Annotated in this window: 26 protein-coding genes; 11 read left to right on the top strand and 15 right to left on the bottom strand. The window is 65.3% G+C overall.

Annotated features, from left to right (window positions below):
* Positions 1-1038 (bottom strand): 3-oxoacyl-ACP synthase III family protein, encoded by a 1038-nt coding sequence (locus ACQP0C_RS16425; protein WP_433733748.1) that lies wholly within the window; start codon positions 1036-1038, stop codon positions 1-3.
* Positions 1039-1494: 456 nt separating this feature from the next.
* On the opposite strand from ACQP0C_RS16425, the gene ACQP0C_RS16420 reads away from it, so the two are divergent.
* The 3 genes from ACQP0C_RS16420 to ACQP0C_RS16410 are packed head-to-tail and all read left to right on the top strand — an operon-like array spanning position 1495 to position 4125.
* Complete coding sequence (locus ACQP0C_RS16420; protein ID WP_433733747.1) at positions 1495-2598, top strand: lycopene cyclase family protein; 1104 nt, start codon at positions 1495-1497, stop codon at positions 2596-2598.
* On the top strand, positions 2598-3533 hold the full coding sequence (locus tag ACQP0C_RS16415; RefSeq protein ID WP_433733746.1) for a Ku protein: 936 nt from the start codon (positions 2598-2600) through the stop codon (positions 3531-3533). Before ACQP0C_RS16420 ends, ACQP0C_RS16415 begins: the two co-directional genes overlap by 1 nt.
* 34 nt (positions 3534-3567) lie before the next feature.
* Complete coding sequence (locus ACQP0C_RS16410) at positions 3568-4125, top strand: GNAT family N-acetyltransferase (protein ID WP_433733745.1); 558 nt, start codon at positions 3568-3570, stop codon at positions 4123-4125.
* Positions 4126-4128: 3 nt separating this feature from the next.
* On the opposite strand, the gene ACQP0C_RS16405 is transcribed toward ACQP0C_RS16410, so the two are convergent.
* The gene (locus tag ACQP0C_RS16405) at positions 4129-5010 is read right to left on the bottom strand and encodes an SDR family oxidoreductase (RefSeq protein ID WP_433733744.1); all 882 of its coding nucleotides are present in this window, start codon (positions 5008-5010) and stop codon (positions 4129-4131) included.
* Positions 5011-5117: 107 nt separating this feature from the next.
* Complete coding sequence (locus ACQP0C_RS16400) at positions 5118-5495, bottom strand: nuclear transport factor 2 family protein (RefSeq protein WP_433733743.1); 378 nt, start codon at positions 5493-5495, stop codon at positions 5118-5120.
* An 87-nt stretch (positions 5496-5582) separates the two neighbouring features.
* Here ACQP0C_RS16400 and ACQP0C_RS16395 point away from each other — a divergent pair, with 87 nt between their 5' ends.
* Entirely contained in the window at positions 5583-6362 is a 780-nt protein-coding gene (locus ACQP0C_RS16395) for a helix-turn-helix domain-containing protein (RefSeq protein WP_433733742.1), read from the top strand.
* Between the two features lie 11 nt (positions 6363-6373).
* Here the strand turns inward: ACQP0C_RS16395 and ACQP0C_RS16390 are convergent, their stop codons facing one another.
* Complete coding sequence (locus tag ACQP0C_RS16390) at positions 6374-6994, bottom strand: hypothetical protein (RefSeq protein ID WP_433733741.1); 621 nt, start codon at positions 6992-6994, stop codon at positions 6374-6376.
* A gap of 138 nt (positions 6995-7132) precedes the next feature.
* Here ACQP0C_RS16390 and ACQP0C_RS16385 point away from each other — a divergent pair, with 138 nt between their 5' ends.
* The 3 genes from ACQP0C_RS16385 (at position 7133) to ACQP0C_RS16375 (ending at position 9113) form a co-directional block, all read left to right on the top strand.
* Entirely contained in the window at positions 7133-8191 is a 1059-nt protein-coding gene (locus tag ACQP0C_RS16385; protein ID WP_433733740.1) for an isopenicillin N synthase family dioxygenase, read from the top strand.
* Between the two features lie 65 nt (positions 8192-8256).
* Positions 8257-8589, top strand: coding sequence for an ArsR/SmtB family transcription factor (locus ACQP0C_RS16380; protein ID WP_433733739.1), 333 nt, complete (start codon positions 8257-8259; stop codon positions 8587-8589).
* Entirely contained in the window at positions 8586-9113 is a 528-nt protein-coding gene (locus tag ACQP0C_RS16375; protein WP_433733738.1) for an SRPBCC family protein, read from the top strand. Before ACQP0C_RS16380 ends, ACQP0C_RS16375 begins: the two co-directional genes overlap by 4 nt.
* Positions 9114-9116: 3 nt before the next feature.
* On the opposite strand, the gene ACQP0C_RS16370 is transcribed toward ACQP0C_RS16375, so the two are convergent.
* Positions 9117-9983 carry a MetQ/NlpA family ABC transporter substrate-binding protein gene (locus ACQP0C_RS16370; RefSeq protein WP_433733737.1) on the bottom strand — a complete coding sequence of 289 codons (867 nt, stop codon included), beginning with the start codon at positions 9981-9983 and terminating at the stop codon, positions 9117-9119.
* Between the two features lie 132 nt (positions 9984-10115).
* Here ACQP0C_RS16370 and ACQP0C_RS16365 point away from each other — a divergent pair, with 132 nt between their 5' ends.
* From ACQP0C_RS16365 to ACQP0C_RS16355, 3 genes are read left to right on the top strand one after another with little or no spacing between them, the layout of a single operon-like run.
* Positions 10116-10991, top strand: coding sequence for a MetQ/NlpA family ABC transporter substrate-binding protein (locus tag ACQP0C_RS16365; RefSeq protein WP_433733736.1), 876 nt, complete (start codon positions 10116-10118; stop codon positions 10989-10991).
* Positions 10988-11998, top strand: a complete 1011-nt coding sequence (locus tag ACQP0C_RS16360; protein ID WP_433733735.1) for a methionine ABC transporter ATP-binding protein — start codon at positions 10988-10990, stop codon at positions 11996-11998. The genes ACQP0C_RS16365 and ACQP0C_RS16360 overlap by 4 nt, the downstream gene beginning before the upstream one ends.
* Before the next feature lie 52 nt (positions 11999-12050).
* Positions 12051-12713 carry a methionine ABC transporter permease gene (locus ACQP0C_RS16355; RefSeq protein ID WP_433192508.1) on the top strand — a complete coding sequence of 221 codons (663 nt, stop codon included), beginning with the start codon at positions 12051-12053 and terminating at the stop codon, positions 12711-12713.
* Positions 12714-12791: 78 nt separating this feature from the next.
* On the opposite strand, the gene ACQP0C_RS16350 is transcribed toward ACQP0C_RS16355, so the two are convergent.
* A complete protein-coding gene (locus tag ACQP0C_RS16350; RefSeq protein ID WP_433684421.1) occupies positions 12792-13229 on the bottom strand; it encodes a DUF4189 domain-containing protein in 438 nt (145 codons plus the stop codon).
* Between the two features lie 103 nt (positions 13230-13332).
* Positions 13333-13785: a DoxX family protein gene (locus tag ACQP0C_RS16345; RefSeq protein WP_433733734.1), complete on the bottom strand. Its 453-nt coding sequence runs from the start codon at positions 13783-13785 to the stop codon at positions 13333-13335.
* 303 nt (positions 13786-14088) lie between these two features.
* Between ACQP0C_RS16345 and ACQP0C_RS16340 the strand changes: the two genes are divergently transcribed.
* A complete protein-coding gene (locus ACQP0C_RS16340; protein WP_433733733.1) occupies positions 14089-15630 on the top strand; it encodes an NERD domain-containing protein in 1542 nt (513 codons plus the stop codon).
* A 73-nt stretch (positions 15631-15703) separates the two neighbouring features.
* On the opposite strand, the gene ACQP0C_RS16335 is transcribed toward ACQP0C_RS16340, so the two are convergent.
* From ACQP0C_RS16335 to ACQP0C_RS16300, 8 genes are all read right to left on the bottom strand, one after another.
* The gene (locus ACQP0C_RS16335; RefSeq protein ID WP_433733732.1) at positions 15704-16075 is read right to left on the bottom strand and encodes a metal-sulfur cluster assembly factor; all 372 of its coding nucleotides are present in this window, start codon (positions 16073-16075) and stop codon (positions 15704-15706) included.
* Entirely contained in the window at positions 16072-16566 is a 495-nt protein-coding gene (sufU, locus tag ACQP0C_RS16330) for a Fe-S cluster assembly sulfur transfer protein SufU (protein WP_433733731.1), read from the bottom strand. Before sufU ends, ACQP0C_RS16335 begins: the two co-directional genes overlap by 4 nt.
* Positions 16567-16569: 3 nt before the next feature.
* Complete coding sequence (locus tag ACQP0C_RS16325) at positions 16570-17823, bottom strand: cysteine desulfurase (RefSeq protein ID WP_433733730.1); 1254 nt, start codon at positions 17821-17823, stop codon at positions 16570-16572.
* Position 17824: 1 nt separating this feature from the next.
* Complete coding sequence (sufC, locus tag ACQP0C_RS16320; protein WP_433733729.1) at positions 17825-18643, bottom strand: Fe-S cluster assembly ATPase SufC; 819 nt, start codon at positions 18641-18643, stop codon at positions 17825-17827.
* Positions 18644-18680: 37 nt separating this feature from the next.
* Positions 18681-19862, bottom strand: a complete 1182-nt coding sequence (sufD, locus tag ACQP0C_RS16315) for a Fe-S cluster assembly protein SufD (protein ID WP_433733728.1) — start codon at positions 19860-19862, stop codon at positions 18681-18683.
* Positions 19862-21298 (bottom strand): Fe-S cluster assembly protein SufB, encoded by a 1437-nt coding sequence (sufB, locus tag ACQP0C_RS16310; RefSeq protein ID WP_433733727.1) that lies wholly within the window; start codon positions 21296-21298, stop codon positions 19862-19864. Before sufB ends, sufD begins: the two co-directional genes overlap by 1 nt.
* Positions 21295-22116: a helix-turn-helix transcriptional regulator gene (locus ACQP0C_RS16305; protein WP_433733726.1), complete on the bottom strand. Its 822-nt coding sequence runs from the start codon at positions 22114-22116 to the stop codon at positions 21295-21297. Before ACQP0C_RS16305 ends, sufB begins: the two co-directional genes overlap by 4 nt.
* Before the next feature lie 212 nt (positions 22117-22328).
* Positions 22329-23348, bottom strand: coding sequence for a zinc-dependent alcohol dehydrogenase (locus ACQP0C_RS16300; RefSeq protein ID WP_433733725.1), 1020 nt, complete (start codon positions 23346-23348; stop codon positions 22329-22331).
* Positions 23349-23372: the final 24 nt, after the last annotated feature.

The raw sequence follows: 23372 nt of genomic DNA, 5'->3' as shown, positions 1-23372 counted from the left end.
TCATCCCACCAATGCACTGATCGTTGCCGACAAGACGCCGAAGACCATTCCCGACGCGGTCGGTACGAAACAGATCTTCGCGCCCTTCGGGAGCTCGCCACGGGAAATGTAGTCGTGCAGTACCAAGAAATGCGTACTTGCCCCGGTGTTGCCGTATTTCTCGACGGTCGCCAGGCGCGGCGGCATCTCGGTGCCATGAATCTTGCTGCCGGACTCGGCGAGCTTCTCGGTGAATCCGACACCGAGCTGATGGAACACGATGAAGTCGAACTTCTCGTCGGCGAATGTGGTGCCGCGTTTTGCGAGAATATCGCTGTGGAATTTCGCCCAGGTTTCACGGCGTGGCGCGGCCTGCATGGTGAGATTGTCGGTCAACATGATCATGTTCTCGCTGGCATCGCTCGGTTTGGCGATACATAGCGGCGAGTACTCGGCGCAGGTGGTCAGATCGACATAGTGCAGCACATCGTCTTCGTCGACCGCCGGGTCGAGAATGACCGCCACCGCCGCGTCCGCGAGGGTGAGTGCGGCGAACTGCCGATCGCGCACATCGATCGCCTCGGCGAGCGCGCCCTCGGTCACCGGCGAGATCACTTCGGGCGTGACAACCATGCCATTGCGGACAACACCGGCACGAATCATGTTGTCGAGCAGATAGATTCCGGTCATGGTGCCGCCGCAGGCATTCGCCACGTCATAACCGGAGGCATTGACCGCACCGATGCGCCGGGCGATCTCCTGCGATGCCGACGGTTCGAAGACCATATGGAAGCCCTCGTGCACCGTGGTGCCGCCGCAGATGATGATGTCCAGGTCGGCGGCGTCCAGGCCGGATTTGGCCAGTGCGTCCTGCGCGGCCCTCGCACCCAGGGTCAGCGTGTCCTCGACGGTGCGATCCACCATATAGCGGTGCGTGATGCCGGTAATTCGCTCGACGTCGAACTCGCCGCCGCTCGTCATCCGATCGAGTACTTCGGAGGTGGTGTATTCGCCGGCCGGAAGGGCGGCTCCAAGGGCGCGTAATCGGGAAGAATTCACCGTAGCGGTCCTTTCGACAGAGACAGGCAGCACGAACTGCCCATTGGCACGACAATGGCCTCGGGCAGGGGTGCGGGAATTCCGTTCCACAGAATTGGGGAACAGCGAGCTACGAAATCCACACTGATTTCGGCAATCACGTCCGGATTGCCCGACCCTGGGCAATCCATCCGACAACGCCGAGCATACGACGCACGGCACAAAGTGACCAGTCCGATTGCGACGCCGAGCTACTCGCGGGTCACATCAGTGCTGGAAAATCCAGATTCAACATGATCGCATTATGAAGAATGTCACCGTCGGTATCTGTGAACTATCACCACGCAACGGCGCCCGATCCGCCGCGCAGTAGGCTCCGCACGACCGACGAATCGATCCGCGAACGGAGGGATCCGCCCTGCATACCGCCGAACTCGCTGTGCCACACCGGCATCCGCATTCCGACTCGGCCGCGCGATGACCGCCGACATCATCGTCTGCGGCCTCGGCCCCGCCGGTCGCGCGCTCGCGCACCGCTGCCTCGCACACGGAATGTCGGTCACCGCCGTCGATCCGCTACCGGATCGCCGCTGGTCAGCAACGTATGCGGGGTGGTACGACGAGTTGCCGCGGTGGCTGGATCCGCAGGTCGTCGCCGCCACCGTCGATCGCCCCGCAGCCTGGGGCACCCGAATGCATCGACTCGACCGGACCTATGTCGTCTTCGATTCCGAACGGCTGCGAGATTCGCTGAATCTCGACGGCGCCCGCATATCGGCGGATCGCGTTGTCGAAATTCGGCACAACACAGTGACTTTGGCTTCGGGCACAATATATACCGCGAATCGTGTTATCGACGCACGAGGAATAGCCCGCTCGCCCGCGCTGGCCGAGCAAACCGCGTACGGCGTTGTCGTCCAACGGGATACCGAGATCGAGCCGCTGTTCATGGACTGGCGCCCCGACAACGGCGCGGAACCCGGTGCGCCCCCATCGTTTCTGTACGCGGTGCCGTTGGGTGCGCGGACCGTGCTGCTGGAGGAGACCTGCCTCGCCGGGCGTCCCGCCCTCGGCACCGCGGTCCTGCGCGACCGGCTGCACCACCGGTTGCGGGCGCGCGGGATCGAACTCACCGGGACCGAACCGATCGAGCGCGTGCGATTCCCGGTGCAGGGCGGGCGGCCGGGGCGACGCGGCTTCGGCGCGGCGGGCGGCTTCACCCATCCCGCAACGGGTTATAGCGTCACCGCCGCACTCGCCGCCGCCGATACGGTCGCGCTCGGAGCCACGGCATGGTCGATGCGGGCGCGCGCCGTCCATGCGCTGCGGGCGGCCGGTCTGCGGGCGCTGCTCGCACTGCCGCCCGCCGATATAGCGGTCTTCTTCGATGCCTTCTTCACGATGCCGCCGGAATTACAACGCGCGTATCTATCGGGGCGCACCGACTTCGGCGGCACTGTCGCCGCTATGCGCACCCTCTTCGCCGCCCTGCCGACTCCCCTGCGTCGGCGCGTCGCGACCGCGACACTCGGGATACCGATTCGCGCGCGCATTCGAATGGGTTCGTCCATGATGGAGTGATGGCACGAGCTATCTGGAAGGGCTCGATCGCATTCGGGCTGGTAAACGTCCCTGTCAAGGTGTACACCGCCACCGAGGACCACGATATCCGGTTCCACCAAGTGCATGCCAAGGACGGCGGGCGGATCAAGTACGACCGGGTCTGCACGGTATGCGGCAAGTCCGTGCAGTATGCCGATATCGACAAGGCCTACGAATCACCCGAGGGTGACAAGGTCATCCTGACCGACGAGGACTTCGGCAAACTGCCCGCGGCGGAGAAGCACGAGATTCCCGTGCTGCAGTTCGTGCCCTCCGACCAGATCGACCCGATCCTGTTCGAGAAGAGCTACTACCTGGAGCCCGATTCGAATACCCCCAAGGCCTACGTGCTGCTGGCGACCACGCTGGAACGCATCGATCGGACCGCCCTCGTGCACTTCACCCTTCGGCAGAAGACCCGGCTCTCCGCGCTGCGCGTGCGCGACGGCGTGCTGGTGCTGCAGACGCTGCTGTGGCCCGATGAGGTCCGCGCGGTCGACTTCGAATCCCTCGACGGCGTCGCCGAGCCGAAGCCGCAGGAGATCAAGATGGCCGAGACGCTCGTCGAAACCATGTCCGACGATTTCGATCCCGACCAGTACACCGACGAATACCAGATCGAGCTCAAGAAGGTGCTCGACGACGCGATCGCCAGCGGTACCGGAAAGATCGTCAGCCAGCCCGAGGCCGTGCCCGCCGAGATGGATGCCGAGGTCGTCGATCTGGTGGCGGCATTGCAGCGCAGCCTGGAGGCCAGCGGGCGGCGGGCCGCGGAAAGCTCCGCGAGCGCGGCCACGAAGCCGAAGGCCAAGGCGGCACCGGCGAAGAAGGCCACCAAGGCAGCCGCGAAGAAGACCGCCGCCAAGCCAGCCAAGAAGACCGCGAAGAAGACCGCCGCCCGCAAGGGCGCGTAACCGTCACCCGCACACCCCTGGCAAACTGGGCGGCATGGACCCCGCCATAGCGATCGTCCCGATGGGCCTCGGCCATCTGCGCCAAGTGCTGGATCTGGGACACGAGGTATTCGACACCACCGTCAAGCCGTACACCTCATGGTCGCTGACGTCGGTGGCCGAACATCTGGACAGCCCGGATAACGCGTGCTGGGTCGCTCTCGACTCCGATCGGGTGGTCGGATTCGTCCTCGGCTCGATGGAATTCGAACATCGTGACGACTGGGCCTATCTCGAATGGATCGCCGTCGCACCCGATATGCAGGGTCTCGGTATCGCCCGCCGCCTCGTCGACATCTGCTCCGATGCGCTGTTCGCACGCGGCGCACGACGCATCGTCACCGATGTCGAGCAGCGCAATACCGCCTCCGCGACGCTCATGACGCGCAACGGATTCCGGCCAGCGGCAACCGTGACGCTATTCGTCCGGCCGAATCCGGATGAGCCCGAACCGGATTCCGCTGACGAGGCCTTGCCCACGATGCCGCCGGGGGCCAAGCGAGCGCTGATCCGCCACGGCCGACTGGCCGGTGAGGGACGCGTCGCCCGCTGAACCCTAGTCTTCGCCGAGCGCCTGCGTCCGGGCGCTGAGCGAACGACCGAGCCTGGTCACCTCGGCATCGATTTCCGACAGCAGCGTCGGGGTGGTTCTACCGCTCTGACGCTCGGCGAACGGCGTCTGCAGCAGCGGTCTCAGCCAGCGCAGCACGCCGACCCAGGCGGGCACGTTGATCCGCCTGGCGCGCCGCTCGATTCCCCGCTCGAACCTGGCGGCGCACTCGTGCACCGAGGTCGTCTTGCGGATCGGGTTCGGCAACTCGGCGAGCGCCCGGGTGACCGCGGGCAGGTCCGCGAAACCTTCCCGCACGAGCGGGGTGTCGATCCACGACATGTGCGCGGACCCGACATCGACGCCGCGGTGTGCGACCTCGAGCCGAAGCGCGTTGGCGAAGTGCTCGATCCCGGCCTTGGAAGCATCGTAGGCCACCATCCCCGGCATCGCCATATAGGCCGCAATGGAGGAGACGATGAGCACGTACCCGCGCCGCTCGATGACCGACGGCAGGGCGGCGCGGACGGTGTGGAAACACCCGAGGAGGTTGACCTCGATCACCCGTCGGAAGGCGGCTGGGTCCACCCCCAGAACCGACCCGTAACTGGCGATGCCCGCGTTGGCCATGACGATGTCGATACCGCCGAATCGCGCGATCCCTCGGGCGACCGCGGCCTCCATTGCGGGAAGATCGCGCACATCGGCGGAGACCGCGACGACGTGCTCGTCGCCGCCCAGCTCCGCCGCGAGCTCCCGCAGCGGAGGCTGGTCGATATCGATGAGCACCAGGTGCGCGCCGCGCGCGCGCAATCGCCGGGCGACCTCTGCGCCGATGCCACTTGCGCCGCCGGTAATGAATGCGACCTTGCCGGTGAAGGCGGTCATGGTTCTAGAGCCTAAACCCCTTGGCCGTGTTTCAGTAATGATTCAGCAACCACGTGCGGCCTGGCCGGGCACTCCGGTGTCACCACTCGAAACACTGCCTAGCCGGATCAGAACATTCCGTGCGGGATCTGATCGTCGTCGGGTACCGGTTGTACGACATCCCAGTGTTCGGTGATCACGCCGTCGACCAGTCGCCAGATGTCCACCACCGCGATGCCGCGCGCGTCGTCGGGCGCAATCATGTGGTAGTGCACGACGGCGTAGTCGTCGTCGGCGATGACCCGTTTGATCTCCAGTCGAGCCTTGGCCACCGGCGAATTCGCGGTGAATTCGATGAAGGCGTCACGGCCGGACGGGTTCCCGGGACTGTGTTCGATGAAGTTCTCGTGCAACAGGGTTCGCAGCACCTCGATATTGCCGTTGGTGAACTCGGCGAGGCTGCGCAGCAGGAGTTCTTTATTGCGGGTTGCCAGATTGTTCGTCATGCGGGTAACCGTCCCAGCAGGGTGGTAAGCCTGTCGATTACCAGGCATGTAATGGCGCGGCGCGGCAACGCGGTGATACTGGTGTGCGTGGACCGAGATCGGCACGTGGGTGTGCTGTTGCGCGAGTGGCGGACGCGGCGCAGGATCAGTCAGCTCGAGTTGTCGGCGCAATCCGGAATTTCCACGCGGCATATCAGTTTTGTCGAAACGGGGCGGACCGTGCCGAGTCCAGCGATGATCGAGCGATTCGCCGAGCACCTGAGTATTCCGCTACGGGAACGCAACCGCCTACTGGTGGCGGCCGGTCACGCACCGACCTATCGACACCGGACGCTGGACGATCCGGATCTGGCCGAGGCACGGGCCGCGGTGCAGCGGGTGCTGCGGGCACATGAGCCGTTCCCGGCGTTGGCCATCGACAGCCGCTGGAATCTGTTGTTCGCCAACGCGGCGACCGAGGTGTTCTTCGATGAGGTCGATCCGGCGCTGCTCGAACCACCCATCAATATGATGCGAGTCGGGCTGCACCCCAAGGGTTTCGCGCCGCGCGTGCGCAATATCGATCAGGTGCGCGGATTTCTGCTGCCGCGTCTCGCCAGGCAGGCCGCACAGACGGGGGATCCCGAATTGGCCGCGCTGTATGGGGAATTGAGTGCGTTCGCACCCGATGCCGGTCCCCCGCGGATCGATCCCGCGGATATCGCACTGCCCATCCACATCCGCCATCGCGGTACGCAGCTATCGTTGTTCAATACGATCATGCGGTTCGGCGCGGCCTTCGATGTGACGCTCGACGAGATCGCGATCGAATCCTACTTTCCGGCCGACCCCACCACCGCCGCCTACCTGCACTCGCTCGCCGGGTAACGGCTGCGGGGTCACCCCTCCGAGGCCCGGGCCCTCCCCTCGGCGAAGAAGTCGAGCAGGCTCGCGACCGTGTCGACCTCCTCGCGGGGGCGCAGTGCACCGAAGGAGGTATTCCAGAAATCGCCGCTGCGCGGTGTCCACGGGCCGACATAGGCGTATGGCCCAGGATGTGCGGAATCACCTGGCGACACACCGTAATTGACTTCGTGCACCGTGCTGGACAGGTCGAAATGCTCCGGCCAGAGCACCGGAATGACATCGGGGGCCGCGCAGCGCAATGCGGCATCGCCGAGCGCGAACCAGTCCGCGATCTGCGTCGCCGCCTCCGGATCGACCTGGATCGCATCGCCGGGATCGGTTCCGGTGGTGTCGACGTAGACCCCCTCCGGGGCCTGCGCCTCGAATCCCGCGCTGGCCGCCACCTTGTCGTAGGTCCCCGCCAGCGGCGTGCGCCCCTCCGGCCACACCAGATCGGCGCCGATCACCGATACCGGCCATTGCGCACCGCCGAAGCCGCCGTGGACGACGCGCATGCGGATGGTCCCGAACCGCCGAAACTGCGGTCCGGCGATCAACAACTCCCCCGCCGCGTGCAGGGCGAGCCGGGTGTCCCGATACGTTGTGTCGTCCACTCCAGCATCATGGCCGTCACGGGCCGCGCGCGCCATACCCCGCCGGATATGCCCCGAGGTCATTTCTCGTGCGCTGACCAGCAGCACCCGGGCAAGCAGCGCTTACTATCGAGATGTCGAAGAGGGAGGACACCAGCGATGGAATTCCATGTGCCCGTCATCGATATTTCGCCCTACGTCGACGGCGGTTCCGACACCGAGCGCCGACCGGTGGCCCGTGCGATCGATGCGGCCGCGAGCACCGTCGGCTTCCTGCAGATCACCGGTCACGCGATCCCGCGGCAGGTGCTCGACGACTTCGCGGCCGCCGTCGACTCGTTCTTCGACCTCGATCCGGCGACGAAACGGGACTATCGCACCCCACCCGAGATCAACCGCGGCTACTCCCCGCCCAACAGCGAAAACCTCAGCCTCAGCCTCGGCGTCGAATCCGCGGCTCGCATGAACGACTTCTTCGAGGCCTTCAATGTCGGCATTTCCGCGGCCGCCTACCCGCACGTCGCGTTTTCGACGTACGACTACGCCGAAAACCTCTGGCCGACACAGGTTCCCGGCTTTCGTGCACCGGTGGAGGCCTACTTCGCGCACGCCGCCCGCATCGCCAGAACCCTCACCACCGCCTTCGCGGACGCCCTCGAACTGCCGCCCGGCTATTTCACCCGGTTCACCGACCACTCCCTCGACGTCCTGCGGATGAACAACTACGCACTGCCACCGGGCGCCATCCATCTCGACGGCGAACTCACCGGCATGGGCGAGCACACCGATTACGGCATTGTCACCGTCCTGTGGGCCGATCAGGCCCCCGGTCTGCAGGTTCTCGGCGCGGACACCCGCTGGCACGATGTGCAACCCGCCGACGACGCCCTCCTGGTCAACCTCGGCGACCTGATGGCGCGCTGGACCAATGAACGCTGGCTGTCCACCCTGCACCGCGTCATGCCGCCCATCACCGATGGCACCATTCAGCGACGCCGCAGTGCGGCCTTCTTCCACGATGGCAACCCCGACGCCCGCATCGAAACCCTGCCTTCCTGCATCGGTGCGGGCAGTAAGTACGAGCCGATCACCGTCGCCGAACATCTGCGCGCAAAACTCGGGGGTTCCCGTGCGCTGCAACCGAATACGAACGCCACCCGAGAGGCCGCCCGCGTCCTGGCGGCAACCTCCGGCGATACCGCCCCGGTCGAGCGATAGGTCGAATCACCGACTTATTCAACCAATCGGTTGACTGTTGGGTACTGTGCGGGCAGACTCACCATGTGGTTGAGGATGAAGCCGGGCTGGATACGTTGTTCCATGCGCTGTCCCACCCCACGCGGCGCGCGATGCTGCGGCAACTGGCCGATGGTGAGCACAGTGTCGGCGAATTGGCCGAGCCGTATGCGATGTCGCTGGCGGGGGCGTCCAAGCATATCCAGGTGCTGGAGCGGGCCGGGCTGGTCGAGCGCATGGTGCGCGGGCGGGTTCATATATGCCGCCTCGATGCGCGGCCGATTCGCGGTGGCGTCGAGTGGATGCGCTTCTACGAGCGCTTCTGGACCGAACGACTCGATCGACTCGAAGAAATCCTGCGACGGGAGGACGAATCATGACGATGCGCGACGGCGATTACGGGACGCTGGTCGAACCGGGAACGGTGCGGCTGGAGCGGCTGCTGCCCGGACCGATCGAACGGGTATGGCGCTACATCACCGATGCCGAGCTGCGCCGAACCTGGCTGGCCGCAGGCGATATGGAGTTGCACGCGGGCGGTGCTGTCGAATTGGTATTCCGCAATTCCGAACTCACCGATGCCGACGATCCGGCACCCGCGGAGTACGCCGGAGAGCACCGCGAGCCCGGTGTGATCCTCGCCTGCGATCCGCCGAAGCTGCTCACCTTCACCTGGTCCGACGGTTCCGAAGTGACCTTCGAGTTGACCAGCGTCGAGGACGAGGTCCGCCTCGAGCTCACCCATCGCAAACTCCCCGACCGCTCCCGGGTGCTGAATGTCTCCGGCGGCTGGCACAGCCACCTCGACCTGCTCGCCGCACGGCTGGCGAACCGCACGCCGGAACCGTTCTGGCCCAAATTCGCACGGCTGGCCACCGAATACGCCGAACGCATTCCGGAGTGACCGCTACTTGCGAAACTTGGTTTGCAGCTCGGCCAGCGTGGCCTGTAGATCCGCCGGATCGTTGGTCTTGAAGATGCCCTGATATCCGGATTCGGCCCGCACCGCCGCCTCGACCTCCGGATCGTGGTAGAGCTTGGCCAGCGCGAGCAGTTTCGGATTGTCCTTGTCTTCGGCTCGGGCGGCGAAGACATTGATGTACTGCTTCAACTCCGGGCGCTCGGGATCGTCGGTGAAGATGGTCTCGTTCTTGGTGAGACCGGCCGGACGCGCGAAGGTGTCGTCGACGAATGCGGCATCGACGCTCTCCAGCGATTGCGCGGTCAGCGTGGGATCGATGGTCTTCAGGCTCACCTTCGAGGCGTCGGTGTCCACATCCTCGATCTTCGAATCCCAGCTCGCGCCGCCCTTCAGCACGATCAACCCGGCGGCGGCCAGGCCGAGTAGCGGTCGGACCTGATTGGCCGGATTGTTGCTCAGCGTGATCTGGCCGCCCTTGGGGATCTCGGCCACCGATTTGTGCTTACGCGAGTACAGGGTCAGCGGGAAGATCTCGGTCGCACCTATCGGCACCAGGGTGTCGTTATTGCGGACGTTGTAATTGGCCAGGTATCGCACGTGCTGGAACTTGTTGAGGTCGATCCGGCGCTGTGCCAGTGCCGGATTCGGCTGGTTGTAGTCGGTGAAATTGACGAACTCGACGGCAATGCCCTGTTCGGCGGCCTTCTTCCGATAGACGTCCCAATGTGGCAGCGAGATATCGTTCACGCCGATGCGCACCACGTCGTCGTGGTGCTCCCGGCCACACGCGACTCCGCCAGCGGTCAGGGCAAGAAGCAGGGGAATCACCAGAACATGGCGCAGCAATCGCATTGCAGGCAACCTAGACGTACGTCCAACTAGTTGCCAGAGTTTCGCTCAGCTCAATCCAAACCGTTGCCCGACAGCCGGAGACATCGCTTGGATTACCGGGTTCATACTGCGACAAGCATTTCGGGAGCACGAGTGAAATTCCATCGGGTACTGGCGATCCCGGTCCTGGTAGCCACCTCGGCCCTCACCCTGACGGCGTGCGGCAGCGACGACAAGGCTTCCTCGGACAACGTAGTGCGCATCGGCACCACCGACAAGGATCACGCCTGGGACGTCTTCGAGGAGAAGGCGAAATCGCAGGGCATCACCCTGCGGATCACCAACTTCTCCGACTACAAGCAGCCGAATCTCGCACTGTCGCAAAAGCAGATCGATCTGAATCTGTTCCAGCATCTGCAGTTCCTCGGCGCCTACAACGTCGCCAATAACGACACCCTGACCCCCATCGCCTCGACCTATATCGTGCCGCTCGGGCTCTACTCCAAGAAGCACAAGTCGCTCGCGGACCTGCCGCAGGGCGCCGAGATCGCGATCCCGAATGATCCGACCAACCAGGCGCGGGCGCTGTTCGTCCTGCAGGCCGCCGGTTTGCTGAAGCTTTCCGGTGACAGCAAGGCGCCGACACCCGCCGATATCGATAAGGGCGCGTCCAAGGTCAAGGTGACCCCGGTCGACGCGGCGCAGACCGCGCTCTCGCTCGCCTCGGTCGACGGGTCGATCATCAACAACACCTTCCTCGACCGCTCCGGCATCGACCCCAATTCGGCGCTCTACAAGGATGATCCGAAGAATCCGGCCGCCGAACCGTATATCAATGTCGTGGTGTCCAGGGCTGCGGACAAGAACAATGAGCTCTACCAGAAGGTGGCCCAACTCTGGCACGACCCCGATGTGCAGCAGGCGCATGCCCAGGTCACCAAGAACACCGCGGTCGAGGTCAAGCGCACCGGTCCCGAGCTGGAGCAGATTCTGGCCAGGGTGCAGCAGACCATCAAAGACGGCAAGTGAGCCACACATCGGTTCCCGCGGTCGAATTCCGGTCGGTCACCAAGGTTTTCGGCAAGGGCGCGGATAAGCATATCGCGCTGGACGCCATCGACCTGCGCATCGAACAGGGCGAGATCTTCGGTGTGATCGGCTATTCCGGCGCCGGTAAGAGCACCCTGGTCCGACTGATCAACGCATTGGAGAGGCCGACCACCGGCACCGTCGAGGTCTGCGGCACACCCATTACGGGCGTGCGGGAGGCCGAGGTCCGACGCATCCGCCGGGATATCGGCATGGTTTTCCAGCAGTTCAACCTGTTCCGATCGCGCACGGCCGCGGGCAATATCGAATATCCGCTGAAGGTGGCGGGTTGGCAGCGCGCCGAACGCAAGGCACGGGTCAAGGAGCTGCTGGAGTTCGTCGGGCTCGCCGATAAGGCCCGCAGCTATCCCGATCAGCTCTCGGGCGGTCAGAAGCAGCGGGTCGGCATCGCGCGGGCGCTGGCGACCTCACCGTCGCTGCTGCTCGCGGACGAATCGACCTCGGCACTGGATCCGGAGACCACCGGTGAGGTGCTGCGGCTGCTGAAGAAGATCAATCGCGAACTCGGCGTCACCATTGTGGTGATCACCCACGAAATGGATGTCATCCGCGCGGTGGCCGATCGGGTCGCGGTGCTCGCCGAGGGGAAGATCGTCGAACTCGCCAGCACCTTCGAGGTTTTCGCGAGTCCGCAGGCACCGCCGACGCAGTCGTTCGTGGAGACCGTGCTGCACAATCGGCCCGACGCCGCGGAACTGCGGCGACTCGGCGAGCTGCACGGTGGCCGGTTGGTCACGGTGGATATCGATGACCAGCGCGGGATCGGCGCGGCGTTGGCCACCGCCGCGCACGCGGGTGTCGAGTTCGAGGTGGTGTACGGCGGGGTGAGCACGTTGCAGGACCGGACCTTCGGCAGTGTGACGCTGGCCCTGCACGGTTCGGATGACGACGTGGACAAGGTGATCGACGCACTCGATCGCCGCTAGCGCCTGCTCGCAGGTCGATAGAAACGATCTGCGTCGGCTGAAAGGACTAGCCGTGCATACGGATTGGGACAAACTCCGACCGGTACTGACCGAGGCCATCGGCACCACCATCTACTTGGTGCTGCTCACCTTTGTGGTGGGCGGATTGATCGGGCTGTTCCTCGGCACCGCCCTCTACACCACCCGCAAGGGCGGACTGCTGGCGAATGCGCCGATCAACCTGCTGCTCAATGTGCTGGTGAATGTGGTCCGGCCGATCCCGTTCATCATCCTGCTCGCGGCACTCGGCCCGGTCACCCTCGAGGTGGTCGGGACGACGATCGGAACGGAGGCCGCGGCCTTCGTCATGATCGTGGCGGCGTCGTTCGGCATAGCCCGGATCGTGGAACAGAATCTGGTCACGGTGGATCCGGGCGTTATCGAGGCGGCCAGGGCCGTCGGGGCCGGGCCGCTGCGGATCATTCTGACACTGCTGATCCCGGAAGCGTTGGGGCCCTTGGTCCTCGGCTATACCTTCGTGGTGATCGCCATTGTCGATATGTCGGCCATGGCGGGCACGGTCGGCGGTGGCGGGCTCGGCGATTTCGCGCTGGTCTACGGGTATCAGCGCTTCGACTGGCAGGTGACCCTGGTCGCCACGCTCATCATTATCGTTGGCGTGCAGGGCATTCAGTTTCTCGGCAACTTCGTCGCCCGAAAGGTGCTGCGCCGCTGAGTCTTCGGCGTGGGCCTTGCGGAATCAGTGCGCTCTCGACGCGGATCGCGTCGAGAGCGCGCTCGGTCGGTCAGGACGTCAGCCCGCGTTCGCGGTGCACTGCGAATCGACGATGCGCGGTCCGCGCGGCACCGAGCTGCCGAAGTTCAGCAGCGGCGGCGGTGCGGTCGGCCCGGCATTGGCGATCGCCTGCTGTTCGGCCTCGGCCCGCGTCGGCGCCCAGGCCCAGCCCAAGTGCTCATCACCGTTGCGAGCCACGGCCGCGCAGCCATTGGCGAACTGGACGATGACGTGGCAGCTGGACAGGCCGCACTGCTGCACGGCGGCACGATCCGAATCAGCCCAGTTCGAGTAGTTGTACGCCCATCCGAGGGTCGCATCGCCCCGCGGCGAGGTCGAGATCGCCAGCGAGCCGTAGAGGCCCCCATCCGCCTGTGCGGCACCGGCACCAGCGGCGATGCAGGCACCAGCGGATGCGGCCACCAGACCCATGGCGGCCTTGGACGACAGTGACATGTGATATCTCCCCAGTTCAGAAAATCGCCTCGGATCGAGGTCGTGCTCGGCCCGATCCGAATTGTCCAGACCTTTCTAGCACCGGGATCCGACAAACCGGGAATCAGCGATCCCGCAGCACCACCGCACCGCTCGCCGCGGCTGCGACCCGGCCCCACGGCGGCACCACATCTCGCCAGTCCGCGGGCCAATTCGCCAGCGCGACAATCATCATGATCACCAGATGAATCGGCGCGGAGGTGCCCTGCCAGAACGGCGCGTCATCGATGAGATGCGTGGTCACCGCCCCGGTCAACACCAGCACCAGCATGGCCGCACCCAAGAATCTGCTCTCCCGGCGCGGAATCACCAGCAGCACAGCGGCGATCAACTCCAGCGCGCCGACCACGAACCGCATATTCGGATGAAACCCCCAGTCCGCGAACTTCTCCGCATACGCGGGCCCGAAAAATGTAGACCCGGGCCAGAACTTGGTGGCGAAGCCGACGAAGAACTCGAATCCGAGAAACCAGTAGAGGCCGGTCCGTAACCGTCCCGAGCGCGAGCGTTGCGACATATTTCTCTCTCCAACAGATCATCCGCCGCGGCGGTGACGGGCGCCTCCCCGTCACCGCTATGACCAGCGCCACCCGCAGAATGTGACGGCGGCCGGGACTCCTCCATACCGCCGCCGTGCTCATCCCATGGCGGCGTCGGTATGCTGGTCGCCGCGGCACTCCCATCTGCCGACGCACTGAAACAGTCACACCTTTTGTCGCCAAAACCCTGCTCTTTGTATGCCTTTCGCATTCTCGCGAGCCGTCTGGGATGAATACCGTGGTGGGGTCGACTGTGCGAGCGAGACGGAAGAGTTACCTCGATGCTGGTTGTCAACGAAGGGTCGACGCGACGACCCGAACAGTGTGTGCTCGATTGGCTACGGACTTGGAACGGCCAATACGTCATTGTGGGGCTTGCTGTTTCGGGGTATCCCATACCCGACGGCAACCCGAGTGGCGCCACACGGCAGATGGACGTGGTGGTCATTACTCCGCGCGCTGTGGCTGTGATCGAAGTCCAGGAGATCGCTTCGGAGGTGACCGGCGGGGCCCTGTCGATGGGGGCCGACGGGCGCTGGCAGCTTTCCGGATTCGATGGGGAGCCGGTTCCCCGCCGCGACGGTGATCCATTCGACAAGGTGACGAGCAATGCGAACCTGCTGAGCCAGATAGTGCGCAGGCGGCACCCGGATGCCCACGCCGACAAGCTGATCGTGGTCGTGCCGCCCCGAGAAGCGACCATCACACTGGACATCGAATCGCGAAAGCCCGGCGGCACCGTGGTCCTCGACTCGTCGGCGGGGTTGCGAGCCTGGTTCCTTCGAACGGCGAACCGTAAGCTGATCTGGACCGCGGAGCAGGCCTACGAACTGCTCGGCGAGCTCGGCCTTTCCCCTGTGGTCACGATGGAAGATCTTGTGGCCGAAGGGTTTCCGTCGCAAACCAGACGACCCCAGCGTCCCGCGTCGAAGGTGCTGGTGCAAGCCCATGCGTCGTCCGCGCTCGGCGCCGTCGACCTTGCCGACGACGGTCGGACGTCGTCGGAGCTGTCGCATTCCAGTACTCCATATCCACCATGGCTCCCGACCGATATCGACGAGGAGCCTTCGACGGACGTGGCACATTCGCTACCCGACATCGGTACCGATACGGATGCGCATGCCAAGGTATCCGCGCCGCCGCCGGAGCCGGTGGAACGTCCGGATGCGCTACGGCCGCCGTCGCCTCGGCAGGCTCCGCAGTTGTCGTCGGCATTCACGGGCCAGTGGTCGTCGTGGATCGAGTCCGGTAGGTCGTCGGACGAGCCGCTGTCCCGCGGTGACCTCGACCGTCGAAGTCGATCGGTGCAAGCGCGGCAGCGTTCGACCGAGGCCGAGGCGGAGTCCGTGTCGGAGATGCAGCCGCAGACATTGTCGACAGCACTGGCCCAGCCTTCGGCAACGGTTGCGGCGCAGCCTGTTTCGGAGGAAGAGCCCCTGCCTTCGTCGACGGTTGCGCCGGAACCGCCGCCGCGGGCCGAGCCGCAACCCATGCCATTGGTGCGGCCGGACAGCGCACCCGCCGCCGAGCCCACGCATCGGGCTTCGGCTCCGCGGCTGGCGTCCGTGGTGCGCATCTGCGTTCTCACCGTGTGCGCCAAAGCGGTGAAGCTGATCTCGGGCCTGCCGCAACTACTCGCGACGGTGGTGGTGGTCGGGGTGATAGTCGGCACGACCTGGCTACTTATTTCCGAAGGTATGGACCCGACCCCTACTGTCGTCGAGCCACGCCCGGGATCGAGCATCGAGCCGACTGGTCCGCCGCAACCACCACCGTCCGAACCGCCTTCGGCGCCGTGCTTCCCATTCCAACAGCAGTGCTGATCGGCGCGCTGTTCTCAGGGCAATCCCGTCACATCCGCGGCGACGGACTCGTCGCGGCGGTGTAGTCGCGGTTCTAGACCGTAAAGCCCAAGGCGCGCAGCTGTTCGCGGCCGTCTTCGGTGATCTTGTCCGGGCCCCACGGAGGCATCCAGACCCAGTTGATCTTGAGGTCTTCGGCCAAGCCGGAGCGGACCAGGGCGTTGCGGGACTGATCCTCGATGACATCGGTCAGCGGGCAGGCCGCCGAGGTGAGGGTCATATCGAGGGTGACGATATTGTCCTGGTCGACGCTCATGCCGTAGACCAGCCCGAGGTCGACAACATTGATGCCGAGTTCGGGGTCGACGACGTCGCGCATCGCCTCCTCGATATCCTCGAGCTGCTTGATGTCCTCGGCCGAAAGTTCGACCTGCTCGGTCATTTCGGTCGCTGGTGTCTCGCTCATGACGGCTTTCCATTCGTGGAGATATCGCTGCTCATAGTCCGCTTGGCCTCTTCGGCGGAGGTTATCCGAATCACCGCATCCTTGAACGCCAGCCAACCCAGCAGCGCGCATTTGACCCGTGCCGGATACTTCGACACTCCGCCGAGCGCGATGCCGTCGCCGATCATGTCCTCATCGCCCTCGACGGTGCCGCGGCTCGAGATCATCTCGCTGTAGGAGTCGACGACCTTCAGCGCCTGCTGGACTGGTAGTCCGATGACCTGGTCGGTGAGGATCGAGGTGGCGGCCTGACTGATCGAGCAGCCCTGGCCGTCATAGGACACATCGGCGACATCACCGTTGTCGTCGAGCTGGACGCGCAAGGTCACCTCGTCACCGCAGGTCGGGTTGACGTGGTGCACCTCGGCACCGAACGGCTCCCGCAGCCCGCGGTGATGCGGGTGCTTGTAGTGGTCCAGGATCACTTCCTGGTACATCTGCTCCATGCGCATGTCTTATGCAACTCCGAAGAAGCTCTGTGCCTTCCGCACGGCGGCTACCAGCTGGTCTATCTCGTCCAGGGTGTTGTAAACCGCGAACGACGCGCGGGCCGTCGCTGGCACGCCGAGGCGGCGCATCAGCGGCCACGCGCAGTGGTGGCCCACACGCACGGCGACGCCCTCGTCGTCCAGAATCTGCCCGACGTCATGGGCGTGGATGCCCTCGACCACGAACGACACCGCACCGCCGCGGTCGATATTCTCGGCCGGGCCGATGATCCGCACGCCCGCGATCGCGGCGAGTCCGTCCAGTGCCGCACCGGTGAGCGCATGTTCATGTGCCGCAACGGCTTCCATGCCGATCGCTTCGAGATACCGCACGGCCGCGCCCAATCCGACCACCTGCGAGGTCATCGGCACACCGGCCTCGAAACGCTGCGGCGGCGGCGCGTAGGTGCTGCCCTCCATGGTGACGGTCTCGATCATCGAACCGCCGGTGATGAACGGCGGGGTCTCCGCGAGCAGCGCCCGCCGCCCGTAGAGCACGCCGACACCGGACGGTCCGAGCATCTTGTGCCCGGAGAACGCGGCGAAGTCGACACCGAGTTCACCGAAGTTCACCGGCATATGCGGCACCGACTGGCAGGCGTCGAGCACCGTCAGCGCGCCGACTTCCTTTGCCCGGCGGACCATTTCGGCGACATCGCTGACCGCACCGGTCACATTCGACTGGTGCGTGAACGCGACAACCTTGGTGGCGGGCGACAATTCGAGCGAATCGAGATCGATGCGGCCGTCATCGGTGATGCCGTACCACTTCAGGGTCGCACCGGTACGGCGCGCGAGTTCCTGCCACGGCACGAGATTCGCGTGGTGTTCGAGCTCGGTGATGACGATCTCGTCGCCCGGCCCCACGTGGTACGGGAAGCGATTGTCGGAGAACGCGTACGTCACCAGATTCAGCGATTCGGTCGCATTCTTGGTGAACACGATCTCATCGGCGTACACGCCGACGAACCGGGCGATATCGGCCCGCGCGCCCTCATAGGCGTCGGTGGCCTCCTCGGCCAGTTGGTGCGCACCGCGGTGCACGGCCGAATTGCGCTCGATGAGGAATTCACGTTCGGCGTCGAGCACGGCGAGAGGACGCTGCGAGGTCGCGCCGGAGTCCAGGTACACCAACGGTTTCCCGTCCCGAACCGTGCGGCTCAGGATCGGGAAGTCGGCCCGGATCCGGGCGACGTCGAGGGTACGGACCGTGGCGGTCATATCAGGCTCCAGCGGTAGCGGACTGGGGGACGGCAGTCGGCGCAGCCGACGGGGTGGGTGAGCCCTGGGTGAAGCGGACGTAGCCGTTGGCATCGAGTTCTTCGGCCAGCTCGGCGCCGCCCTCGGCGACGATGCGGCCGCCGACGAATACGTGCACGAATTCGGGCTGGATGTAGCGCAGGATGCGGGTGTAGTGCGTGATCAGCAGGATGCCGCCGTGCTCGCGCTCCTTGTACCGGTTCACGCCCTCGGAAACGATGCGCAGCGCGTCGACGTCCAGGCCGGAGTCGGTCTCGTCCAGGATGGCGATCTTGGGCTTGAGCAGACCCAGCTGCAGGATCTCGTGGCGCTTCTTCTCACCACCGGAGAAGCCCTCGTTCACGCTGCGCTCGGCGAAGGCGGCGTCGATGTCCAGCTCGTTCATCGACTCCTTCACCTCCTTGACCCAGGTGCGCAGCTTGGGGGCCTCGCCGCGGACCGCGGTGGCGGCGGTGCGCAGGAAGTTCGACATCGAGACGCCGGGAACCTCGACCGGATACTGCATGGCCAGGAACAGACCCGCACGCGCCCGCTCATCGACGGACATCGCGAGGACGTCCTCGCCGTCGAGGGTGATCGAGCCGGAGGTCACCGTGTACTTCGGGTGTCCGGCGATCGCGTAGGACAGCGTCGACTTGCCGGAGCCGTTGGGGCCCATGATCGCGTGCGTCTCACCGGATTTGATGGTGAGGTTCACGCCCTTGAGGATCTTGATGGGCTCGGCGGTCTCGTCCGGGTTGGCGACCTCGGCGTGCAGGTCCTTGATTTCCAGGGTGGTCATCGAATTCGGATTCCTTACTGACAAAGGGTTTGGTTGGTCATGCGCCGATCGCGGCGAGTTCGGCCTCGATGGCCGACTCCAGCCGCTCCCGGACCTCGGGGACCGCGATCTTCTGGATGATCTCGTGGAAGAAACCGCGCACCACCAGACGGCGGGCGGCGTCCTCCGGGATACCGCGGGCGCGCAGGTAGAACAGCTGCTCGTCATCGAAACGACCGGTGGCGCTCGCATGGCCGGCGCCGACGATCTCGCCGGTCTCGATTTCCAGATTCGGCACCGAATCGGCACGCGCGCCATCGGTGAGCACCAGGTTGCGGTTCACCTCGAAGGTGTCGGTGCCCTCGGCGGCCGCGCGGATGAGCACGTCGCCGACCCACACCGTGCGGGCATCGCCCTTCGGTGAATGCGGATCACCTTGCAGCGCACCCTTGTACAGCACATTGGACTTGCAGTGCGGGACCGCGTGGTCGACGAGCAGGCGCTGCTCGAAATGCTGACCGGCGTCGGCGAAGTAGAGGCCGAGCAGTTCGGCATCGCCGCCGGGACCCGCGTAGCGGACATTGCCGGTGAGGCGCACCAGATCACCGCCGAGGGTGACCGAGGTGTGCCGCAGGGTGGCATCGCGGCCGAGCTGGGCGTGGTGCGCGGTGGCGTGCACGGCGTCGTCGGCCCAGTCCTGGATCGCGACCACGATCAGCTTGGCGCTGTCGCCGAGCACGAATTCGATGTTCTCGGCGTAGGTTCCGCTGCCCCGCTGGTCGATGACCACGGTGGCGACGGCGAAGTTGCCGAGCCGGACCTGCAGGTGGCCGTATGCGGTCTTACCCTCACCCGGACCGGTGACGGTAACGGTGACCGGTTCGGCGACTTCGGTTTCCGAACCGACCGAGATCACGGTCGCCTCTTCGAAACCCGAATAGGCCTGGGCCGCAACCCGATCCGACGGCACACCGGCAGCGCCGAGGCGAGAGTCGGTGCGCGCCACCGTTTCCACCGTCACGCCGGCGACCGGTGCGACCTCGACGGTGACCGATCCGTCCCGAACGGCGGTGCCGTCCTGTAGGCCGCGCAGGCGGCGCAGCGGGGTGAACCGCCACGCCTCATCCTTGGCCGAGGGCACTTCGAAGGCGTCCACGTCGAAGGAAGTGAATACCTCCCCCTTGTTGACTGCCGGGGTGCGAGCCTCAGCGGCCGCGGCAACGTTGTCCAGGGCTGCCATCAGCCGACGGCTCCTTCCATCTGCAGTTCGATCAGGCGGTTCAGCTCGAGCGCGTACTCCATCGGGAGTTCCTTGGCGATCGGCTCGACGAAGCCGCGCACGACCATCGCCATCGCCTCGTCCTCGGTGAGGCCGCGGCTCATCAGGTAGAACAGCTGGTCCTCCGACACCTTCGAAACGGTGGCCTCATGGCCCATCGTCACGTCGTCCTCGCGGATATCGACGTAGGGGTAGGTGTCGGAGCGGCTGATCGTATCGACAAGCAGCGCATCACATTTCACGGTCGACTTGGAACCGTGTGCACCCTTGTTGACCTGGACCAGGCCGCGGTAGGAGGCCCGGCCGCCGCCGCGCGCCACCGACTTCGACACGATGGTCGACGAGGTGTGCGGCGCCAGGTGCAGCATCTTCGCGCCGGTGTCCTGGTGCTGGCCCTCGCCAGCGAACGCGACCGAGAGCACCTCGCCCTTGGCGTACTCACCCATCATCCACACGGACGGGTACTTCATGGTGACCTTGGAGCCGATATTGCCGTCGATCCACTCCATGGTCGCGCCCGCCTCCGCCTTGGCCCGCTTGGTGACCAGGTTGTAGACGTTGTTCGACCAGTTCTGGATGGTGGTGTAGCGGCAGCGGCCGCCCTTCTTCACGATGATCTCGACCACCGCGGAGTGCAGCGAATCCGACTTGTAGATCGGTGCGGTGCAGCCCTCGACGTAGTGCACGTAGGCGCCCTCGTCGACGATGATCAGGGTCCGCTCGAACTGGCCCATGTTCTCGGTATTGATCCGGAAGTACGCCTGCAGCGGGATGTCGACGTGCACGCCCGGCGGCACGTAGATGAACGAACCACCCGACCACACGGCGGTGTTCAGTGCGGAGAACTTGTTGTCACCGGCCGGGATAACCGTGCCGAAGTACTTCTCGAAGATCTCCGGGTGCTCGCGCAGACCGGTGTCGGTGTCCAGGAAGATCACGCCCTGGGCCTCCAGATCCTCACGGATCTGGTGGTAGACGACCTCGGACTCGTACTGGGCGGCGACACCGGCGACCAAGCGCTGCTTCTCCGCCTCCGGGATGCCGAGCTTGTCGTAGGTGTTCTTGATGTCCTCGGGCAGATCTTCCCAGCTCTCGGCCTGCTTCTCGGTCGAGCGCACGAAGTACTTGATGTTGTCGAAGTCGATGCCATCGAGGTTGGAGCCCCAGCTCGGCATCGGCTTGCGGTCGAAGATGCGCAATGCCTTGAGCCGGTGCTCGAGCATCCACTCGGTCTCGTTCTTCTTGGCCGAGATGTCGCGGACGACAGCCTCGGACAGGCCTCGTTGCGCGCTGGCACCGGCCACATCCGAATCGGCCCAGCCGTAACCGTATTTACCCAGGGAAGCGATGGTTTCTTCCTGAGTGAGCGGTTGCACCTGGTCGGTGGTCGTCGTCATTCGGCACTCCTTCCGGAGTCGTTCGTACGTCCCGCTGCGGGCTGTGCAGCGGCCTTATGGGAAGCGTTGTCGGTATCGGTAATGGGCAGAACGAACAGCGGCACATGGGTCGTGCACGCGCAATCGCCGTTGGCGATCGTCGCAAGCCGCTGTACATGGGTGCCGAGCAGGTCCCGGAAAGCCTCGAGTTCGGCCTCGCACAGCTGTGGGAATTCCTCGGCGACGTGTGCCACCGGGCAGTGGTGCTGGCAGATCTGGACGCCAGCGCCGACCTTGCGGGTAGACGCGGCGAATCCGGCATCGGTGAACGCCTCCGCGATCTCCTCCGCCTTGGCGGTGGTGTTTTCCGCGGTGTGCTCGGCGACCGGTTCGATGCCCTTGACGACGGTCCTGGCCTGCCGGCGCGCGAATTCGGTGATGGCCTGCTCGCCGCCGATCTCACCGAGCTGCCGAATCGCTGCCCCGGCCAGATCGTCATAAGCGTGGCCCAGCCGTCCCCGGCCGACGGCCGTGAGCTGGTATTGCTTGGCCGGGCGGCCGCGACCCTTCTGCTGCCACGGCGCCGAGCGGCTCGCCCGCGCCTGACCGGATTCGATCAGCGCGTCCAGGTGCCGACGAACACCCGCTGGCGTCAGGCCGAGCTTGGTGCCGATCGCGGTCGCGGTGATCGGCCCCTCTTCGAGCAGCAGTTGGACAACGGCGGCTCTTGTATGTCCCTCACCGCCCGTGACCAGGGCCGCGGGCGCAGCAGAAGCGGCGGCACCGGTACGGCGACCGGTGCCTCCATCCTCGTCGTGCGGCAAACCCACGGTTTTCACAACACCAGTGTGACGGAATTATTTCCCGGAATCTAATAAGGGTGCCCTGAGTTGCCATGCCGATGACCTGCGCGGAAGCACTCCGGCGGCGGACAGGAGACCGCAACGAGTTCACCACCTGCGCCTACCGCGCCACCGCGGGGCCGCGCGCCGGACAGAATTGCGAGTGCGATTTAGGACACACCTAGGTACTGAAAATCCCCTGGCACTGTTCAGCGGACCGCGACCAGCTTCATCGGGGTCGCGAGCAGCGCGTCGATGGCGTCCTCCCAATCTGCGGTAACGGTTGTGACGAGGGCCGGGTCGAACCGACCGGCGGCGACCAGGTCGAGGACGGCCGGAATCGCGGGGCGGACGTGGGCGCGGCCGGTATGGAAGGTGCAGCAGCGCGAATACATCGCGAAGATCGGGAGCGCGACGTCGTTCAATTGGACGCTTGCGCTGGTGCACCAGCCGTCGTAGGCAGTGGCGTCGATCGCGGCGCGCAGCGCCGTGGCGCCGCCCGCGGTCTCGACGGTGATCGGGAAACGCCCAATCCGGGCGTCGCGTTCAGCCTCGATCGCTTCCGCACCGAGCTTGCGCGCGATCTCCAGACGGGCCGGATCGGTATCGAGGTAGACCGCGCGCGACGAGCCGAGCGCGACGGCGAGACCGGCCGCGTAGAGACCGATCGACGGGGCCGCCGGGCCGCCGATGACCAGCACTTCCGCACCCGGATTTTCCGCCAATTGCGGTGCGACGCAACGGTATGCGTCCGGGATGTTATCGCTGGCGCTGGCCACGGCGACCGGATCGACACCAGCGGGGACCGGGACGAGCATGGCATCGGCGTGCGGGATCAATGCCAGATCCGCCCACAGACCACCCCAGTCGAGACCGCCGATCGTGCCGAGTCCGAAAGTGGACAGCGGTGGATGGCTCGAGCAGTTGCCGGTCCGGCCGCGCAGGCAGGGGCCGCAAGTTCCACACGAGATCTGGAACGGAACGACCACACGATCGCCGACCGCGACCGTGCGCACCTCGTTGCCGACCGCCACTACCTCGGCGACGCCTTCGTGCCCGAATGGATACGGGCCCGCCATCGGGAATGCCCCGCGCAGCACCGCCGGGTCGATATCGCAGGTGGCCAGTGCGACCGGGCGAACAAGAGCCTGACCAGGGCCGGTCAGCTGGGGTTCTGGCGCTTCTTCCCAGCGCAGGTCACCGGGGCCGGACAGTATCAATCGCTGCATTGTCCGAGTGTCGCTAGAACGTTC

Origin of the sequence: Nocardia sp. CA-129566 (assembly GCF_050956075.1) — a bacterium.
GTDB lineage: Bacteria > Actinomycetota > Actinomycetes > Mycobacteriales > Mycobacteriaceae > Nocardia.
This window is presented reverse-complemented; position numbering and strand designations above follow the sequence as displayed.

Bases quoted from the DNA above. Each gene is read 5' to 3' on its own strand.
- ACQP0C_RS16420 (WP_433733747.1), top strand. From the start codon at position 1,495: ATGACCGCCGACATCATCGTCTGCGGCCTCGGCCCCGCCGGTCGCGCG.
- ACQP0C_RS16415 (WP_433733746.1), top strand. From the start codon at position 2,598: ATGGCACGAGCTATCTGGAAGGGCTCGATCGCATTCGGGCTGGTAAAC.
- ACQP0C_RS16410 (WP_433733745.1), top strand. From the start codon at position 3,568: ATGGACCCCGCCATAGCGATCGTCCCGATGGGCCTCGGCCATCTGCGC.
- ACQP0C_RS16405 (WP_433733744.1), bottom strand. From the start codon at position 5,010: ATGACCGCCTTCACCGGCAAGGTCGCATTCATTACCGGCGGCGCAAGT.
- ACQP0C_RS16400 (WP_433733743.1), bottom strand. From the start codon at position 5,495: ATGACGAACAATCTGGCAACCCGCAATAAAGAACTCCTGCTGCGCAGC.
- ACQP0C_RS16385 (WP_433733740.1), top strand. From the start codon at position 7,133: ATGGAATTCCATGTGCCCGTCATCGATATTTCGCCCTACGTCGACGGC.
- ACQP0C_RS16375 (WP_433733738.1), top strand. From the start codon at position 8,586: ATGACGATGCGCGACGGCGATTACGGGACGCTGGTCGAACCGGGAACG.
- ACQP0C_RS16370 (WP_433733737.1), bottom strand. From the start codon at position 9,983: ATGCGATTGCTGCGCCATGTTCTGGTGATTCCCCTGCTTCTTGCCCTG.
- ACQP0C_RS16350 (WP_433684421.1), bottom strand. From the start codon at position 13,229: ATGTCACTGTCGTCCAAGGCCGCCATGGGTCTGGTGGCCGCATCCGCT.
- ACQP0C_RS16345 (WP_433733734.1), bottom strand. From the start codon at position 13,785: ATGTCGCAACGCTCGCGCTCGGGACGGTTACGGACCGGCCTCTACTGG.
- ACQP0C_RS16340 (WP_433733733.1), top strand. From the start codon at position 14,089: ATGCTGGTTGTCAACGAAGGGTCGACGCGACGACCCGAACAGTGTGTG.
- ACQP0C_RS16335 (WP_433733732.1), bottom strand. From the start codon at position 16,075: ATGAGCGAGACACCAGCGACCGAAATGACCGAGCAGGTCGAACTTTCG.
- sufU (WP_433733731.1), bottom strand. From the start codon at position 16,566: ATGCGCATGGAGCAGATGTACCAGGAAGTGATCCTGGACCACTACAAG.
- ACQP0C_RS16325 (WP_433733730.1), bottom strand. From the start codon at position 17,823: ATGACCGCCACGGTCCGTACCCTCGACGTCGCCCGGATCCGGGCCGAC.
- sufC (WP_433733729.1), bottom strand. From the start codon at position 18,643: ATGACCACCCTGGAAATCAAGGACCTGCACGCCGAGGTCGCCAACCCG.
- sufD (WP_433733728.1), bottom strand. From the start codon at position 19,862: ATGGCAGCCCTGGACAACGTTGCCGCGGCCGCTGAGGCTCGCACCCCG.
- sufB (WP_433733727.1), bottom strand. From the start codon at position 21,298: ATGACGACGACCACCGACCAGGTGCAACCGCTCACTCAGGAAGAAACC.
- ACQP0C_RS16300 (WP_433733725.1), bottom strand. From the start codon at position 23,348: ATGCAGCGATTGATACTGTCCGGCCCCGGTGACCTGCGCTGGGAAGAA.